11 protein-coding genes are annotated in these 16,175 nt (G+C 71.3%); 5 read left to right on the top strand and 6 right to left on the bottom strand.

From position 1 onward, the window contains the following. Nucleotides 1–11: 11 nt before the first annotated feature. Entirely contained in the window at nt 12–692 is a 681-nt protein-coding gene (locus ACYVGQ_RS06570; RefSeq protein WP_460783757.1) for an NUDIX hydrolase, read from the bottom strand. A 186-nt stretch (nt 693–878) separates the two neighbouring features. Between ACYVGQ_RS06570 and ACYVGQ_RS06575 the strand changes: the two genes are divergently transcribed. Continuing rightward, the gene (locus ACYVGQ_RS06575; protein WP_460783758.1) at nt 879–2,573 is read left to right on the top strand and encodes a hypothetical protein; all 1,695 of its coding nucleotides are present in this window, start codon (nt 879–881) and stop codon (nt 2,571–2,573) included. 184 nt (nt 2,574–2,757) lie between these two features. After that, nucleotides 2,758–3,126, top strand: coding sequence for a sterol carrier family protein (locus ACYVGQ_RS06580; protein ID WP_460783759.1), 369 nt, complete (start codon nt 2,758–2,760; stop codon nt 3,124–3,126). A gap of 132 nt (nt 3,127–3,258) precedes the next feature. On the opposite strand, the gene ACYVGQ_RS06585 is transcribed toward ACYVGQ_RS06580, so the two are convergent. Genes ACYVGQ_RS06585 through ACYVGQ_RS06595 form a run of 3 tightly spaced genes read right to left on the bottom strand, consistent with a single transcriptional unit; the run spans nt 3,259 to nt 6,217 of the window. Then, nucleotides 3,259–4,041: a heme ABC transporter ATP-binding protein gene (locus ACYVGQ_RS06585; RefSeq protein ID WP_460783760.1), complete on the bottom strand. Its 783-nt coding sequence runs from the start codon at nt 4,039–4,041 to the stop codon at nt 3,259–3,261. Continuing rightward, nucleotides 4,032–5,105, bottom strand: a complete 1,074-nt coding sequence (locus ACYVGQ_RS06590; RefSeq protein ID WP_460783761.1) for a FecCD family ABC transporter permease — start codon at nt 5,103–5,105, stop codon at nt 4,032–4,034. Before ACYVGQ_RS06590 ends, ACYVGQ_RS06585 begins: the two co-directional genes overlap by 10 nt. After that, the gene (locus ACYVGQ_RS06595; RefSeq protein WP_460783762.1) at nt 5,102–6,217 is read right to left on the bottom strand and encodes a heme/hemin ABC transporter substrate-binding protein; all 1,116 of its coding nucleotides are present in this window, start codon (nt 6,215–6,217) and stop codon (nt 5,102–5,104) included. Before ACYVGQ_RS06595 ends, ACYVGQ_RS06590 begins: the two co-directional genes overlap by 4 nt. Nucleotides 6,218–6,382: 165 nt before the next feature. On the opposite strand from ACYVGQ_RS06595, the gene ACYVGQ_RS06600 reads away from it, so the two are divergent. Then, nucleotides 6,383–9,511: an HtaA domain-containing protein gene (locus ACYVGQ_RS06600; protein ID WP_460783763.1), complete on the top strand. Its 3,129-nt coding sequence runs from the start codon at nt 6,383–6,385 to the stop codon at nt 9,509–9,511. A 64-nt stretch (nt 9,512–9,575) separates the two neighbouring features. Here ACYVGQ_RS06600 and ACYVGQ_RS06605 read toward each other — a convergent pair whose 3' ends face one another. Both ACYVGQ_RS06605 and ACYVGQ_RS06610 read right to left on the bottom strand, forming a co-directional pair. Then, entirely contained in the window at nt 9,576–10,286 is a 711-nt protein-coding gene (locus tag ACYVGQ_RS06605) for a class F sortase (RefSeq protein WP_460783764.1), read from the bottom strand. Beyond that, complete coding sequence (locus tag ACYVGQ_RS06610) at nt 10,283–13,750, bottom strand: S8 family serine peptidase (RefSeq protein ID WP_460783765.1); 3,468 nt, start codon at nt 13,748–13,750, stop codon at nt 10,283–10,285. The genes ACYVGQ_RS06605 and ACYVGQ_RS06610 overlap by 4 nt, the downstream gene beginning before the upstream one ends. Before the next feature lie 102 nt (nt 13,751–13,852). On the opposite strand from ACYVGQ_RS06610, the gene ACYVGQ_RS06615 reads away from it, so the two are divergent. Next, nucleotides 13,853–14,980: a heme/hemin ABC transporter substrate-binding protein gene (locus ACYVGQ_RS06615; protein WP_460783766.1), complete on the top strand. Its 1,128-nt coding sequence runs from the start codon at nt 13,853–13,855 to the stop codon at nt 14,978–14,980. After that, on the top strand, nt 14,977–16,137 hold the full coding sequence (locus ACYVGQ_RS06620) for a FecCD family ABC transporter permease (RefSeq protein WP_460783767.1): 1,161 nt from the start codon (nt 14,977–14,979) through the stop codon (nt 16,135–16,137). Before ACYVGQ_RS06615 ends, ACYVGQ_RS06620 begins: the two co-directional genes overlap by 4 nt. Nucleotides 16,138–16,175 lie beyond the last annotated feature (38 nt).

Below are 16,175 nucleotides of genomic sequence, written 5' to 3' on the forward strand. Positions count from 1 at the left end.
CCCGTCGGGCCTCAGAGCGGGACGGTGCGCTCGTCGGAGCGATCCCAGGGGACGTTCCAGCCGCATGCCTCGAAGAGCCCGTCCAGGACCATCGCGGTGAATCCCCACACGATCGTGCCGTCCACGTCGAACGCCGGTCCGCTGAACCGCCGCCCCGCGCGCTCGATCACGGAGGTGAAGCGCGTGGCCGGATCCAGCAGCTGCGCCACGGGGACACGGAAGACCTCCACGGTCTCGGCATGGTCGACCGCGGCGACGCGGGAAGGGGTCCGCCACCAGCCCAGCACAGGGGTCACCTGGTAGTTGCTCGGTGCGAGCGGGAGCTCGGGAAGGGTGGCGAGCACCTCGACGCCCGAGGGGTCGAGGCCGGTCTCCTCCTCCGCCTCGCGCAGGGCGGTGGCCGCGGCGTCCTCGTCGCCCGGCTCCTCCCCGCCGCCGGGGAAGGACACCTGCCCCGGATGCGAGGACAGCGTGGGAGCGCGTCGCTGCAGGAGCACGTCGAGATCGCGGGCGACGACGGCATCCGGCACGGGAGCGGGGATGCTGTCGAGCACGCCGAACAGGATGAGCACGGACGCCCGGCGCGCGGCGGAGGCGTCCGGCAGCGGAGGGAAGGGGATGCCCCAGGAGTGTGACGCCGATGCCGCGAGCAGCTGGGCTCGGGCTCCTTCCGGGTGCGGGGGAACGGTCACCCCTCGAGCGTACGCCGTGCCGTCGACGACCGGCCCGGCCCGGTTCTCGGCCAGGCACAGATGTCGGCCGAAAACACGGATGTCGGCCGAGAACCGCGGAAATCGACCGACATCCGTGAGAACGACCGACATCTGTGCCGGTTCTGCGGACGGCCATGGCGACCGGACACCTCTACCCTGGTGAGGGTGAACCGGAGAACGGCCGGCTTGGGCATCCTCGGCATCGCCCTCCTCGCGGGATGCACGGCGGTCGAACCGCTCGAACTCGGCGGCGGCTCCGCCGTCGACCTGGACGTCGGGCCGAGGGCGGCGTTCGCGGATGCCGGCGACGGCGTCGCGATCGCCGACGGCGACGACTGGACGCTGCCGGAGTACGCGCGACCCGCGGAGAACTCCGGCCTGTTCTCCGAAGAGGCGTCCGCGGACGATCTCGTCGGGGTGCGGTCGATCGACGTGACCTGGCGGCAGATCCAGCCCGAGCAGGGCGGTGCGATCGACCGGTGGACGTCCGGATCCGCGCAGGGCATGACCTTCGACGGCCTGGGCGCGCAGCTCGCCGAGGACGGCGACTACTGGATGCGCGTCTTCGCCAGCGGCGAGAGCTGGGCGCCGGAATGGGTCGCCGAGGACTGCGGCGTGAGCGCCTACGGGCCGGACGACGACGGCGAGTCGCACCTGCCGATCTGGGACGAGTGCGTCTGGGGTCATCTGATGGACGCCTATCGCACGCTGTTCGTCGACCTCGGGCTCGCCGACGACGACCGGCTGAGGTTCGTGTACGTGCCCGGCGCCTTCACCTGGGCCGAGTACGACTACGACATCATCTCGGCCGCCGCGGACAGCGGAGATCTCGACGAGGACTCCTACCTCTCCTGGTACGACCACGCCTGGATCGATCTCGTCGAGCTGTTCGGCGACAACGCGCACAAGCTCGTGTTCACCGGCGAGGACTACCCGTTCGGACCCTTCGGCGCAGCCGACGACCTGCTCGCCGAGCAGGCGGTGGATGCCGGGATGGGCATCCGCACCGGCATCACGGAGCCCGGCAACTTCCACCTCAGCGAGGCGCCCGCGTACGGTTCGCACATCCAGCCGGACGGTCACATGGTCGTCGACGAGACGCTCCCGATCCATTCCGGCCGTTTCGTCGTCGCGACCGAGAACGAGTGCTTCACCGACTGCGGCTACGCCACGGGCGATCCGTACTACGCGGTGCGCCAGGCGAACCTCAAGGCGCTGCAGCTGCGGATGAACTGGATGTACGTCGTGCCGAGCGACTCGTACATGGCCGAGTATCCCGAGCACTGGGACTGGGTGCGGCTCGAGCTCGGGCAGACCGCGGCGACCTCGCCGGACGCCTGGGCCGCGTTCCGGGATGCCGAGGACACCTTCTGGGCTGAGGAGGAGTTCCCCCGAGACTGGGAGACCCGCCCGTGGGTGCGCAATCTCGAGCGCTGGCTCGTGCAGGTGGACGAACCGGGCTCGATCGCGCACCGCACGGATGCCGACACGCACGTCGGCGAGGTGGAGGAGGTCAACGGCACCGCCCGCGAGGGGCTGTCGACGCACGTCGCCTCGGGGGACACCGGCTTCGTCCTCGCCGTGGACGAGGCGTTCGCGGCATCCATCTCCGGCGGCGCGGTGCTCAAGGTGACGTTCCTCGACATCGGATCCGGGTCGTTCACGATCGACACGGACGCCGGGTCGTCCCCGGCGGTGGAGCGCACGGACAGCGGGGAATGGCGCACGGCGACGATCGCGCTGCCCGATGGCGCGGTGACGGAGGACGCCACCCGCCTGCGGATCTCTTTGGCCGAAGGCGACGACGACCTGGTCGTGCGCTTCGTCCGGCTCGTCCGGCTGGATCCGCCCGCCGCCTGACCCCGTGACGCCTCCGGGCTTGTGTCGGTCGACACGGATGTCGGTCGGAAACACAGATGTCGGTCGAGACCGCGGGAATTGACCGACATCCGTGAAAACGACCGACGACTGTACAGTCCGGGACGGACCGGTGCAGAACCAGGGAAACAGCCGGTGCAGAACCAGGGGGAATTAGGCTGGGCGGATGGCCCGATCCATCGACACCGCAGAGGGGCGCGCAGCGCTCGACGAGGTGGCCAGGGCGCGGACGGTCGGGGAGAAGCCGGCTCGCGCGCCGCTCGCCACGGCCGTCCGCTACCTTCTGCAGCTCCTCGACGAGAAGGCGCCGGGCAACAGCGTTGAAGTTCGGGTCCCGCCCTTCGGCGCCGTGCAGGTCGTGCAGGGTCCCCGGCATACCAGGGGCACGCCGCCGAACGTCGTCGAGATGGATGCGACCACCTGGATCACTCTCGCCACGGGGGCGCGGTCGTGGTCGGACGCCGTGGCCGACGGTCTCGTCCACGCCTCCGGCACGCGCGCCGATCTCACGGATCTCCTCCCGCTGCGCCCCTGAGCGCCGGGCTGTCCGCCCCGCGGGCCTATATGCGGGGACGGCCCGACGTCGGTGCGCCCGACCTCGTCGTGCCAGGGGACCGCCTCACCGCAAGACGGGCCCCCCATCGCGGCGGTTCCGCAGGGAACCGGATCAGCGTCGGGCGACCACGAGGGGCACCCCCGTCACCGGATGGGGGAAGACGTCCACCGGCTGCCCGTAGACGGCCTCGATGCGTTCGGCGGTGAGCACCTCGTGCGGGATGCCGGAGGCGACGACGCGCCCGCCGGCGAGCAGGGTCACCCGGTCGGCGTGCGCGAGCGCGGCGTTGAGGTCGTGCAGCACGATCGCGACCGTGGTCCCGGCATCCGCGCTCGCCCGCACCAGCCGCATGACGTCCTCGTGATGCTTGAGGTCGAGGGCGGCGGTCGGCTCGTCGAGCAGCATGATCCCGGTCGACTGCGCGAGCACCCTGGCGAGGGCGACGCGGGCGCGCTCGCCGCCGGAGAGCGAGGAGACCGACCTGTCCGCCAGCAGGAGGACCTCGGTGGCCGCCATCGCCGCAGCCACGACGTCGTCGTCCGCCTCCTCGGCCTCGGTGCGCGCCCAGGGGGCGCGTCCCATCCGCACGACGTCCCTGACGCTGAACGGGAAGGACACCGCGTTCTCCTGCAGCAGCACGGCGCGGCGGCGGGCGAGCTCGCGGGGCCGGATGCCGGTGATCGGCTCGCCGTCCAGCTCCACGACCCCGGACTCCGCGGGCAGGTCTCCGGCGAGCACGCCGAAGAGCGTCGACTTGCCTGCGCCGTTCGGCCCCACGAGGGCGTGGATCTCGCCGGCGGCCACCTCGATCGAGGCGTCCTCGAGGATGGCGCGTCCGTGCGGCACGGGGCGCACAGTGACCCCCGTCGCACGGAGCCGCGCCGTCACGCCCATCCCCCTGAGCGCCGACGGGTGCGCACGAGCAGCCAGAGGAAGAAGGGTCCGCCGACGAGGGAGGTGATCATCCCGATCGGCATGTCGGCGAGCGGGACCGCGGTGCGGGCGATGAGATCCGCGAGAGCGATCAGCACCGCACCGCCGAGCGCGGAGGCGATGATGAGCGGCAGATGCGCCGGACCGATGAGCATGCGCATGAGATGCGGGATGACGAGGCCGACGAAGCCGATGATGCCGGTGAAGGCGACGGCCGCGCACACCAGGACCGCGACCGTGACGATGACGATCACGCGGAGCAGCTCGACGCGGACGCCGAGATGCCTGGCCGTGCGCTCGCCGAGGGCGAAGAGGTCGAGCTGGTGGGAGACGCCGAGGGCGACGGCGAACCCGGCCACGACCAGAGGAGCGGTCAGCGCGATGTTCGGCCAGAGCGCGCCGTTGAGCGATCCGAGCTGCCAGAAGACGATCTGCTCGCGGGTCGAGGTGCTGCCCAGGAACGTCAGGAACGCCATGCCCGCACCCCCGATGGCGTTGATCGCGATGCCGGTGAGCAGGAGGGTGACGACCTCGGTGCGTCCGCCGGAGCGGCTGATGAGGTACACCGAGAACACGGCGACGAGGCCGCCGATGAAGGCGAACAGCGGCGTCGTCCACATCCCGAACGTCGCCAGCCCGAAGGTGATGCTCCCCGCGGCGCCGAGGGCGGCGCCCGAGGAGACGCCGACCACTCCGGCGTCCGCCAGCGGGTTGCCGAAGACGGCCTGCATCAGCACGCCGGACATGGCCAGGGCCGCGCCGACGAGCACGCCGAGCACGAGCCGGGGGAGGCGGATGTTGAAGATCACGCCGGAGTCCGTCGTGGCCTCCGGCGCCCAGCCGGTGTCGATCCCCGCCCCGTGCAGGAGGATGCCGATGATCTGGGAGGGGGAGAGCGCATACTGACCGCTGCCCAGCGACACGAGGCACACGATGCCGAGCGCGGCGAGGAGCCCGAGCACCACCAGGGCGAATCGCATGCCGCGACGAGTGGTCGGCGTCGGCGTCACGACCTCCGAGGTCATTCGGCGGGCTCGGACGGCGTCGGCGCGTAGAGCGCGCGGGCGATGGCGCGGATGATCTCGGCGGATCGGGGCCCGAAGCTGAGGATCTCCGTGTCCGCCATGTCGATCACGCGCCGGTGGGCCCCGGCCGGGGTCTCGGCGACCGCGGGGATGCGCTCGATGAGCCCGTCGATGCCGCCGACCGACTCCAGCCCGCCCGTCATCATCACGAGCACGTCCGGCTGTGCGGAGACGAGCGCCTCGGCGGTCATGGGCTTCATCCCCTCCCAGCCGATCTCGCTGGCGACGTCGATGCCGCCGACCGCGTCGATGAGCGAATCGGCGCCGGAGTCGCGACCGAAGATGTAGTAGACGTTCGCGCTGCCGCGGACGTAGAGGAAGAGCATCCGTGCGCGGTCGGACTCGTCCTCGGGGACGACCTCGGCGATCTCCGCGAGCGCCTCGTCGAGATCCTTGTCGAGCTGGGCGATGAGGGCGTCGCCCCTGCTCGGCACCCCCAGCGCCGCGGCGATCTCCGTGACCAGCTCGTCGGTGGTGTCGAGGCGCCGTTCGCTGGAGATGACGACGACCGCGATCCCCGCGTCGCGGAGCTGCTGGCGCACCTCCTTGGGACCGATCGTCGTGTCGGTGAGCATCACCGTCGGGGCGAGTTCGAGGATCGCCTCCGGATTGAGGGCGTGGCCGGTCTTCGTGACGACGGGGAGCTCCTGGGTGCCGTCGAAGTCGGTGGAGGAGTCCCTGCCGACGACCTGGTCCCCGAGACCGAGGGCGAAGACCGTGGAGGCGATCGTCCCGGAGATGTCGACGGGGAGGATGCGGCTGATGTCGGTGATCTCCACCTCGCGCCCTTCGTCGTCGGTCACGGTGACCGGGAGCACGGGAGCCGTCCCGTCGGAGACGGTGCCGATCGAATGGCTCGGCAGGCATGCGGTCGACCCGCCCGTGACGGCGCGGACGTCGTCGGCCAGGTCGAGCGAGGCGAGCTGCTCGCTCGCCTCCGGGCAGGCGTCGTCAACGGCGGCGGGAGCGCCGGTCGCGCCCGGAACGGTGCATCCGCTGAGGCCCAGCGCGAAGACGGCGGCGAGGACGAGCGGAAGGAATCGGCGGTGCATTAGGGGAGGCTATCCTAAAACTTGACGCCGTTCGAAGCGGCGGACTACCCTCGGGATCGGGTGAAGTTTAGCTAAGCCTAACCAATCATCCACTGCCCTTCCACCCGACTGCATTGCGGTACCTCCGGCGTGCGCACACGCCTGTCCGGGGTCCGGAGAGAACTCGTGAACGCCACAGCAACTTCCTCGCCCGTCATCAGCCGTGCCCGCGTGCTGATCGCGGCCCTCGTCTCCTTCCTCCTCATCGTCGCGGGAGCGGCGCTCGCGCCTCCTGCGACGGCGGCAGGCGCCTCGGTCGCGGGGACGGTGACCTCGGCCGACGAGTCGGGGATCTCCGTGCAGGTCTCGGCATCCGGCCTGGGAGAGGTGACGGCGGCCTATGTCGCGCTGATCGTGAAGGGCACGGAGTCCTCGGTCACGGGCAGCAGCGGATACGCGGCGGTCGCCGAGACGCCGGTCGCCGGCGGCGGAGCATCGCTCACCTTGAACGCTCCGGCGGGCTCGCTCGACCGTGAGAAGGACTACGAGGTCATCGCCTGGGCGACACGGTCGACTCCGAACTCCTCGACGATCTACGGTCGAGGGGATGTGAGCGTCTCCGCAGAGCAGTGGGATGCCGTGTTCGGCGCGGAGGAGACGGATCCCGGTGGCACCGAGCCCGGCGAGACCGACCCCGGCGAAGGCGATCCGGGCGAGACGGACCCGACGGATCCCGGCGAGACGGACCCGGGCGAGACGGACCCGACCGACCCCGGCGACACGGACCCGGGCGAGACGGACCCGACCGACCCCGGCGACACCGAACCCGGCGACGAGGAGCCCGCTGCTCCGAAGCTGACGGTCTCGAAGACGCAGGGGCTCGATCCCGAGGGCGAGACGCTGACCGTCACGGCGGAGAACTATGACACCTCTGCGGTGTCCCGCCACGGTTCGGGCAAGGCCGGGTTCTACTTCCAGGTGGGGTGGATCGCCGATGACTGGCGTCCGTCCGAGGGCGCGCCGTCGGCTGCGCGGGCGTATGCGTACGCCGCGTGGATCGCGGATGCGGCGAACACGTTCGCGTCGGCGACGTGGACGGAGAACGGTGATGGCACGGCGGACGCGACGTGGGAGATCGAGGTCACCGAGGCCGATCTGCTGGCGAAGAAGATCGACGGCGCGACGCTCGCGGTGTTCACGGTCGGCGCTGGTGGTGTCGTGCAGGCGGGCAGCGAGCTCGCCGTCCCGATCGCGTTCGCCGAGCCGGTGCCGACCGGCCCGTCTCTGACGGTCTCGAAGACGCAGGATCTCGATCCCGAGGGGGAGACCCTGACGATCACAGCCAAGAACTACGACACCTCTGCGGTGTCCCGCCATGGCTCTGGCAAGGCCGGGTTCTACTTCCAGGTGGGGTGGATCGCCGATGACTGGCGTCCGTCCGAGGGCGCGCCGTCGGCTGCGCGGGCGAGTGCCTACAGCGCCTGGGCTGCGGATGCGGCCAACTCGTTCGCCACCGTGACCTGGACCGAGAACGGCGACGGCACGGCGGACGCGACCTGGGTGGTCGAGGTCACCGAGGATGCTCTTCTCGCGGAGCAGAAGGTCGACGGCGGGAAGCTCGCCGTGTTCACGGTCGGCGCTGGTGGTGTCGTGCAGGCGGGCAGCGAGCTCGCGGTCCCGATCGCCTTCGCCGGCGAGGAGCCGCCCACGACGCCGAATCCCCCGAAGGAGGAGGAGCCGGGCAAGACGCCCCAGGGCACGAAGACCGGCGGCTCGCTGCGTTGGGCGATCTCGACGTCGTTCACCGACTACATCATCGGGAGCATCGCGCAGGGCGCCATCCAGGTGTCCGGCGGCGCGACCCGGTCGGGAGGCATCTTCCAGTTCGGGCAGTCGAGCAGCAGCTACGACGCCGAGACCGGCCTCGGCACGGTGAGCTACCGCGGCATCGTCCGCTTCACCGGCCACCACGGCGTGCTCGACGTCACGATGTCGAACCCGCGGATCACGATCACCTCCGCCGGCTCGGCCACGCTCTCGCTCCGCAACGGCGGCTCGGAGGTCCCCTTCGCGACGCTCGACCTCTCGTCGGCGCGCAAGAGCACGGCGAACGGCGCGGTGACCTTCACGGGAGCGCCGGCCACGCTGACCGCCGCCGGCCGCGACAGGGTGCTCGGCGGCTACTCGACGGTGCTCGACCCGGTGACCTTCACGATCGGGTCCACCGCCGCGGCGCCGAACGGCTCCACGGGGACCGTGGCCACGGCATCCGTCCAGGAGAAGGAGGAGCTGCCGGATGCGCCTCCCGCGACGAGCGGCATCGAGATCGACGACGCGAACCTCGAGGCCCTGCAGTCCGGTGGTCGGGCGACCATCACCGCATCAGGGTTCCAGCCGAACGAGCAGGACATCAAGGTGGTCGTGTACTCGACGCCCGTCCTGCTGGACACCGTCTCGGCGGACGCCGACGGCGTGGCGACCTGGACGGGAACGCTGCCCGCGACTCTCGCCGACGGCGAGCACACGCTCACGCTGCAGGGCTCCGTCACCCGCGGACTGGTCTTCACCCTGGATCGCTCCGCCAGCGCGGCGCTCGGCCAGTGCACCGTCGAGGACGCGAGCCTCAACTGGGGCTTCAAGGAGTCCTTCCGCACCTACATCGAGGGGATCGCGAACGGCGGCTGGGAGCTCGACGGCGTCGTCTACGAGTTCCCGGAGTACGTCTGGTCCGCCGGAGCGGGCTCGTTCGATCCCGAGACCGGCAACGGCCTGGTGACCTACGGCGGCACGATCGAGTTCACCGGTCACGACGGAGCCCTCGACACGACGCTCGCGAATGCCCGGCTGGAGTTCGCCGGTGACACCGGATACCTCGTCTTCGATGTGACAGGGACGACCCAGGGCGGTGAGGCGATCGATCAGCAGGGCGTCCGCTTCGCGGAGTTCGCGCTGGGCGATGTCGTCGTCGCCGATGGCGTCATCTCGCTCGACGCGCTTCCCGCCACGCTCACCGAGGCCGGAGCCGCGGCGTTCGGCACCTATGCGGCCGGCGAGGCGCTCGACCCGGTGTCGGCGGTCGTCCCGGTGGATGCCGAGTGCGGCACCGCGCCCGTCGCGGAGCCCGAGGCGGAGACCGCGGTGACCGACACTCAGGTCGAGGAAGTCCCCGAGGAGACGGGAGGCGACGCTCCGGTGTGGCCGTGGATCGCCGGTGGCGCCGTGCTCCTCGTGCTCGCCTTCGCGGCCGGCCTCCTGGTCGCCCGTCGCGGCAGGAACGGTGCGGCGGATGCGGAGAAGGAGACCGCCGACGCCTGAGCGCCGTCGCGAGTCCGAAGGCTCGGAGCGCCAGGTGGCGCTCCGAGCCTTCGTCCGTGAGAGCTCAGCGGGCGGATGAACCGGGGGAGATCCTGGCGTAGACCACGAAGTTGTCCGGGGCGGACGAGGCGCCGTCCACGTAGTAGCAGGTGAGGAGGACCAGCCTGCCGGGCGACGACGTCCACAGATCCGCTACGTCGGCGAGCTCGGTCTTCGGATGCCGCTCCAGAGCCTGAACGAGGTAGACCACCGTGCCGTTCTCGGTGTCCAGGAGGATCTCGTCGCCGACCTCGAGGGTGCTTCCCCCCTCGGCCCGGTCGACGAGAGGATCGAAGACCGACGTGCCGTCGGCCGAACTGTGTCCGGCGAGGTACACGGTGCCCTGTGAATCCGCGCCGGGAAGGCCGTACTCGTCCAGCCAGTACGAGTCGCCCTTCGTGGGCGGGTAGACGACGGACGATCCGTCCAGCGAGAGGGGGAGGACGTCCGCCTCGAAGCCGATGACCGGGATCCGCAGCGTGTGCGGCGCGGATGCCGGGATCGGCTCGGCCAGGTCCGCCTCGTTCGTGGTCACGACGCGCTGCGGAGGGGGGACAGCGGGGGCGGGCGTCTGGCTCTGCCACAGTCCGACGCCGACGAGGGCGAGCCCCGCGACGGCGATGCCCGTCGTCAGGACCGCCCCGGCCCGGAAGCGACGCCTGACCGGCGCGACCGTCTCGTCCGGCACGCCCGCGACCGTCTGGCCCGCCGCCGACCCGACAGCATCCTCCGTCATACCTGCGCCCCCGACACCGGCGGCCGCCGCCGCGAGCTCAGCAGGAGCAGTGCCGCCGTCGCGAGGATGAGGAGGCCGGCTCCCAGGAGCATGAGCTGCTCGACGACGGTGAGGGCGAAGGCCCCTGCGGCGACGGGGAGCGAGGGCTGCGCGCCCTCGTCGACCACGACGGGGGCGGGCGTCGCCTCCACCGGCGAGGCGCCTTCGATCACGATCTCGACCCAGCCGGCGAAGTCGCCCTCCTCGTCGGTGAAGGCGAAGAGATAGGACCCTCCGGCGAGACGGGCGATGTCGATGCGCAGTTCCCCGTCGTCGTTCACCCTGATCCAGTCGACAGGGGTCTTCGAGGGGTAGACGTGCAGGAAGTACCACTCGCCGGGCTCCGAGCCCGGGATCCTCACAGCGGCGACGTCCCCGTCCCTGCGCACGGTGACGCCTCCCCTGTTCGCCTCCGTGAGCCCTTCCGCCGAGGCGAAGGGGGCATCCGGAACGATCTTCGGCTTGGGGGCGATCTGCGCGGCGGGCGCGCGGCTCGCGGGCTTCGTCTCGGCAGGGGATCCGGTGTCCGCGGGAGGCGGGGTCGATGTGCCGCCCCCGCCGGGCTCCCCCGGCTGCACGACCGGTGGCACGGGGAGGATGATCTCCGGCTCGGTCGTCTGGGCGGCCACGGGGGCCGTCCACGCCACGGCGTTCAGGAACAGCTGCGTGCTCGGCAGCGACCAGGTGCGGGTGTCGACGGCGGGGGACGAGCCGTGCAGGGCGAGGAGGGCGTGCCGGCTGTTCTCCCTCTGCGCCACCGCGATGCCGTCACCGGCGCGGACGATCTCCGGCTCCTGTCCCTCGACGGCCCGTGTCGTCACCGTCTCCGCGAGGACGCTCACCGCCTCACCGGTCAGGCCCTCGAACCAGGCGTAGTATTTCGGACCGCCCTCGACGGCGTTCTGCGCGATCACGTCGCCGACCGTGAGGCTCTCGGCGCTGACGACACCCCCGCCGAAGATCGCGTGATCGACGAGCACCCGGTAGCCGGTGCTCGTCAGCGTGCGGTCGTTCGCGGCAGCCCTGCCCGCGGGATCGCCCGTGGCTCGCGACAGCTGGCCGATCCCACTGTTCTCGGACGACCCCTGGTCGAGCCAGACCACGCCGACGCCCGCGGCATCCGCCTCATCGATGAAGGAGAGGAGCTCGTCGTCCGGGACCGCCTGCGGAGCATCCCAGACGACGATGTCGTAGTCCGCGACGTCGGCGGCGTCCGCGAGCCGAGGGACGCTCTCGGCCACGAAGCCGTTCGCGCCGAGCAGCGCCGCCGTGCGTCCGCCGTTGTCCCCGAGCACCAGCACGCGCTGCAGGGCGGCCAGGCGGTAGTTGATCGTGGTCGTGAGGGCCGCCCGGATCTCGGCGGGCGCGGACACGGAGTCCCGGTAGCCCTCCGCCGTCGCGCTCACCCGGTACGAGCCGAGCGGGAGGCCGTCGATCCGATAGCCGCCGTCGGCGCCGGTCGTGGCGGTGATCGGCTGACCGACGACCTGGATCTGGGCGTTGGCGATGGGCGCGCCGCTCTGCGTGTCGACGACGATGCCGGCGAGGGAGCCCACGGTGATCGCCGTCATCTTCAGCTCCACCCTCCCGAAGGCGTTCTCTGTGACGACGACCTTTCCGCCGGCCTGCGGCTCGTACCCGAAGCGCGTGGCCTGGAAGACGTACGTCCCTGGTACCAGCCGGGCGGTGAACCGGCCCTGCGCATCGGTGGTCCAGGTCTCCCCCCGCTCGTCGAAGCTGACGGTCGCCCCGGCGACGCCCTTCCCCGTCGCGGCGTCGACGACGACCCCGTTCACCCCCGCCTGGCCGAGGACCGCGGCGACGGCGGCGTGCACGTCGATGCGGCCGTGGCCGTATCCGGTGTCGGGCTCGGCGGCACCGTCCGGGCGCCACGCCGTGCTCTCCAGCGCCTCTTCGATCTGGTCGACGGTGAGTCCGGCCTGCGCGGATCGGATGAGGGCGACGGCGCCGGCGACGTGGGGGGTCGCCATGGACGTGCCGGTGGACTCCCCCCACAGCCCGCCGGGCATCGCGGAGAACACGGCGGCTCCCGGAGCGGACGCGTCCGGTTTGACGAAGCCCTCCGGCCAGTCGTATCGCTCGGAGATGCTGGTCGGCCAGGAGGTGACGGCGCCGCAGGATCCGGGATCCACCTCGTCGTCGGCGTTCGTCATCCCCACCCCGAAGGCGTCGTAGATGTCGCCGGGGCTCGAGGTTCCCGTGGGCCCGCAGGGCGCGTTGCCGATGGCGATCGCGGGGAAGATCCCGGCCTGACGGAGGTTCCGCACCAGGGGGATGAACGTCTCGTCGTAGCCGGAGGATCCCAGCGACATGTTGACCACGTCCGCCGGCCGGCCGGCCGGATCGCCGTTCGCGTCGTAGGGCTGGACCGCCCACTGCATTCCGGCGAGGATCTTGGCGAGGCTCCCTCCTCCGCTGCCGCTGAGGACGTTCGCCGCCATCAGCTGCGCCTGGGGCGCCACGCCGATCTGCGTGCCGGAGGCGTCGCCGCCCAGGACCGTTCCCGCCACGTGCGTCCCGTGCGACCCCGGATCGCTGGGGCGACTGGCGACGGGGCTCCCGGTGCGGTCGAAGCTGATCCAGCCCCCCGGGTAGGCGGCGTCACCGAGTCCGCTGCCCACCATCCGTCCCGCGAGATCCGGATGGCTCACGTCCACGCCGGTGTCGAGCACCGCCACGCGGACGCCCTGCCCCTCCGCTCCGAAGTCGAGCCAGGTCTGGGGTGCGCCGATCCTCTCGAGGCCGTAGGTGACCGGGGTGCCGTCGCCCGTGACGTCCGTCGCCGTGATGCTCGGCTCGGCGAGCGGCACGGGATCCTCGGACTCCAGGGGCTCCACCTCGAAGTTCGGCACGACGCTCGAGGCGCCGGGGAGCTCGGCCAGCAGTCGAAGGGTCCGCTCGGTGGGGACCGCGGAGACGAGCACGCCGCTGGTGATCCAGAAGCGGTTGAGGACGCGCAGCGCCCCCTCGGCCTCGAGCCGGTCGAGCGCCTGCTCCGCGGCATCCCAATGGCTCTGCGCGGTCTCCTGGAGGAACGCGGCGGCGCGCTCGGGGTCTCCCTGCGCCGAGGCCCCGATGCCCGGGTCGTCGAACATCACCATGATCTCGATCGGATCCCCGGCGGGCGCGTCCTCGTTCGCGTCCACCGTCTCCGCCGCGAGCGTCGATGCCGCGTCGGCGAGGCGGCCTTCGCCGCTCGCCTCCGGGCCCGGTGAGGACGCCTCCTCGCCGACGGCCAGGAGCTCGGCGGCGATCGTCGCGGGTGCGGAGGGGGACGGCGTCTCCTCGGCGACGGCCGACGGCGCTGCGCTGCCGGACAGCGGCACGGAGAGCGCGGTGATGAGGGCCGCAGCGGTCAGCCCGCGGACGATGTCGCGCAGCGCGCGCGGTCGTGTGGAGAGCAAGTGTCGTCGTTTCCTCGCGGGTCGATGGCGCTCGGCCAAGAGCGGCAAGTTAGTTAAGGCTTACCTTACTAGAGAGCTGTTAATTAGGTTAGGCTTCCCTTTGTGTTTGACCTCCGAACTGCGTCCCGCGCCCGCAGGCGCCGGCTGTCCGCCGTCCTCGTCGCGGTTCTCGTGCTCGTCTCCCCCCTCGTCCCCGGCTGCTCGCTGATCGTCGGGGACGACCCGGACATCGCTGCTCTCGATGAGGCGTCCGAAGGCAGCCCGCGGCTCTACGAGGGAGCGGACACGGCCCTTCTGGAGTCGACGGACATCACCCCGATCACCACGGATCCGCAGCCGCAGCTGCCGGTGCGCTTCACCGGACTCGACGACGTCACCGTCGAGGTGACGGACGCGAGCCGCATCCTCGCGCTGGACGGCACGGGGAGCCTCGCCTCCGTCGTGTTCGGGCTCGGATTCGGGCCCTCGGTGGTCGGCCGGGATCTCACGACCGGATTCGACTCGGCCAAGGACCTCCCGCTGGTCATGAACACGCACACGCTCAACGCCGAGGCCATCCTCGAACTGCGGCCGACCCTGATCCTCACCGACTACAGCGTCGGCCCCTACGACGTGCAGATGCAGATGCGCAACGCCGGCATCCCGGTGATCTTCTTCGAGCCGGCGGAGGACATGGAATCCATCGGGCGGCTGATCACCGACGTCGCCACCGCGCTCGGCGTCCCGGATCTCGGGAAGGAGTACGTCGCCGACTTCGAGCGACGCCTCGACGACACCCTCGCGCGCATCCAGGCCGTCGCGCCGTCGGAGGAGGCGGATCGCGTGCGGATGGTCTTCCTCTACATGCGCGGACGTGCAGGCGTCTACTACATGTACGGGGACAACCCCGATGGCACGACCGGGATCGCCGGCGTCCTCATCGAGGCGCTGGGCGGGGTCGACATCGCCGGCGAGGAGGACTGGGTCAGCGGCTCCCTCACCGCCGAAGGGCTGATGAAGCTCGAGCCGGATCTCATCCTCATGCTCACGCTCGGACTGGAGTCGGTCGGCGGCGTGGACGGGCTGCTGGAGGTTCCCGGGGTCGCGCAGACGCCCGCCGGCGAGCGCCGCCGCGTCGTCGACATGAGCGACTACGAGATGTTCACCTGGGGCCCGAGGACCCCGGAGGTGCTCACGGCGCTCGCGGAGTCGGTCTACCGCGTCGACCTCGACGAGGTCGAGCTCCCATGACCGTCGCCTCCTCCACCCCCGCCACGAGCGGGGCCGCCGAGCCGCTCCGGCTGGATGCGGAGCCGCTCACCCTGCCCAGGGTCCTCGACTACGAGGCCGATCCCTCGCAGCTGCCCACCCCGAACCGCCGCAGGGTCCTCGCGCTCTTCCTCTCCCTCGGCGTGGGACTCGTCATCGCGGTGCTCGTGGCCGCCGCCCTCGGGCAGCTGCAGATCCCGATCCTCGAGGTGATCGGCTCGATCTGCCGTCGGGTCGGCGGCGAATGCGCGGCGGCCGCCACCCATCCCAACGCCGACGCCGCCCTCTGGGAGGTGCGCTTCCCGCGGATCGCGCTCGCCGTCCTGGTGGGGGCGGCCCTCTCGGCCGCAGGGGCCATCATGCAGGGGGTCTTCGGCAACCCGCTCGCCGATCCGGGCGTCATCGGGGTCTCCTCGGGGGCGGCTGTCGGAGCGAGCCTGATGATCGTCACCGGCGTCGCCGCGGGCAGCAGCTTCGCCATCCCGGTCGCCGCCTTCGTCACCGGCGTGATCACCGCGCTCCTCGTCTACTCGATCTCCCGCTCCCGAGGACGCACCGAGGTGGTCACCCTGATCCTCACCGGCATCGCGGTCAACGCGTTCTCCGGGGCGGCGCTCGCCCTGATGACCTTCGCCGCCACGACGAACCAGCGGGAGCAGATCGTGTTCTGGCAGATGGGATCCCTGGCCGGCGCGCTCTGGGACGCCGTCGGCACGATCCTGCCGCTCGTGGTCATCGGGCTCGTGCTGGCGATCATGGTCGCGGGACGGCTCGATCTGCTGAGCCTGGGCGACGACGCCGCCCGCCATCTCGGCGTGAACATCGAACGCCTGCGGATCGGCACGATCGTCATCGTCGCGGTCCTCACCGCCGCCGCCGTGGCGTTCGCGGGGATCGTCGGCTTCGTCGGCCTCGTCGTCCCGCACCTCATCCGCATGCTCGTGGGGCCGGGCCACCGGGTCCTCGTCCCGGCCAGCGCGCTGGGCGGTGCGCTGCTCCTCGTCCTCGCAGACACGTTCGCCCGCACGGCGATCCCCTACGCCGAGCTGCCGCTGGGCATGCTCACCGCGCTGATCGGCGGGCCGTTCTTCTTCTTCCTGCTCAAGAACGGCAAGACGAGGAACGGGGGGTGGTTGTGATGCGGATGACGCTGAGGAGGCCGCCTCGTCGCCCCGAG

This window comes from Microbacterium tumbae (genome assembly GCF_054780175.1).

What these genes read in the sequence shown, in the direction of transcription:
- ACYVGQ_RS06590 (WP_460783761.1), bottom strand. Translation starts at nt 5,105, where the DNA reads ATGACCTCGGAGGTCGTGACGCCGACGCCGACCACTCGTCGCGGCATG.
- ACYVGQ_RS06605 (WP_460783764.1), bottom strand. Translation starts at nt 10,286, where the DNA reads ATGACGGAGGATGCTGTCGGGTCGGCGGCGGGCCAGACGGTCGCGGGC.
- ACYVGQ_RS06580 (WP_460783759.1), top strand. Translation starts at nt 2,758, where the DNA reads ATGGCCCGATCCATCGACACCGCAGAGGGGCGCGCAGCGCTCGACGAG.
- ACYVGQ_RS06620 (WP_460783767.1), top strand. Translation starts at nt 14,977, where the DNA reads ATGACCGTCGCCTCCTCCACCCCCGCCACGAGCGGGGCCGCCGAGCCG.
- ACYVGQ_RS06595 (WP_460783762.1), bottom strand. Translation starts at nt 6,217, where the DNA reads ATGCACCGCCGATTCCTTCCGCTCGTCCTCGCCGCCGTCTTCGCGCTG.
- ACYVGQ_RS06585 (WP_460783760.1), bottom strand. Translation starts at nt 4,041, where the DNA reads ATGGGCGTGACGGCGCGGCTCCGTGCGACGGGGGTCACTGTGCGCCCC.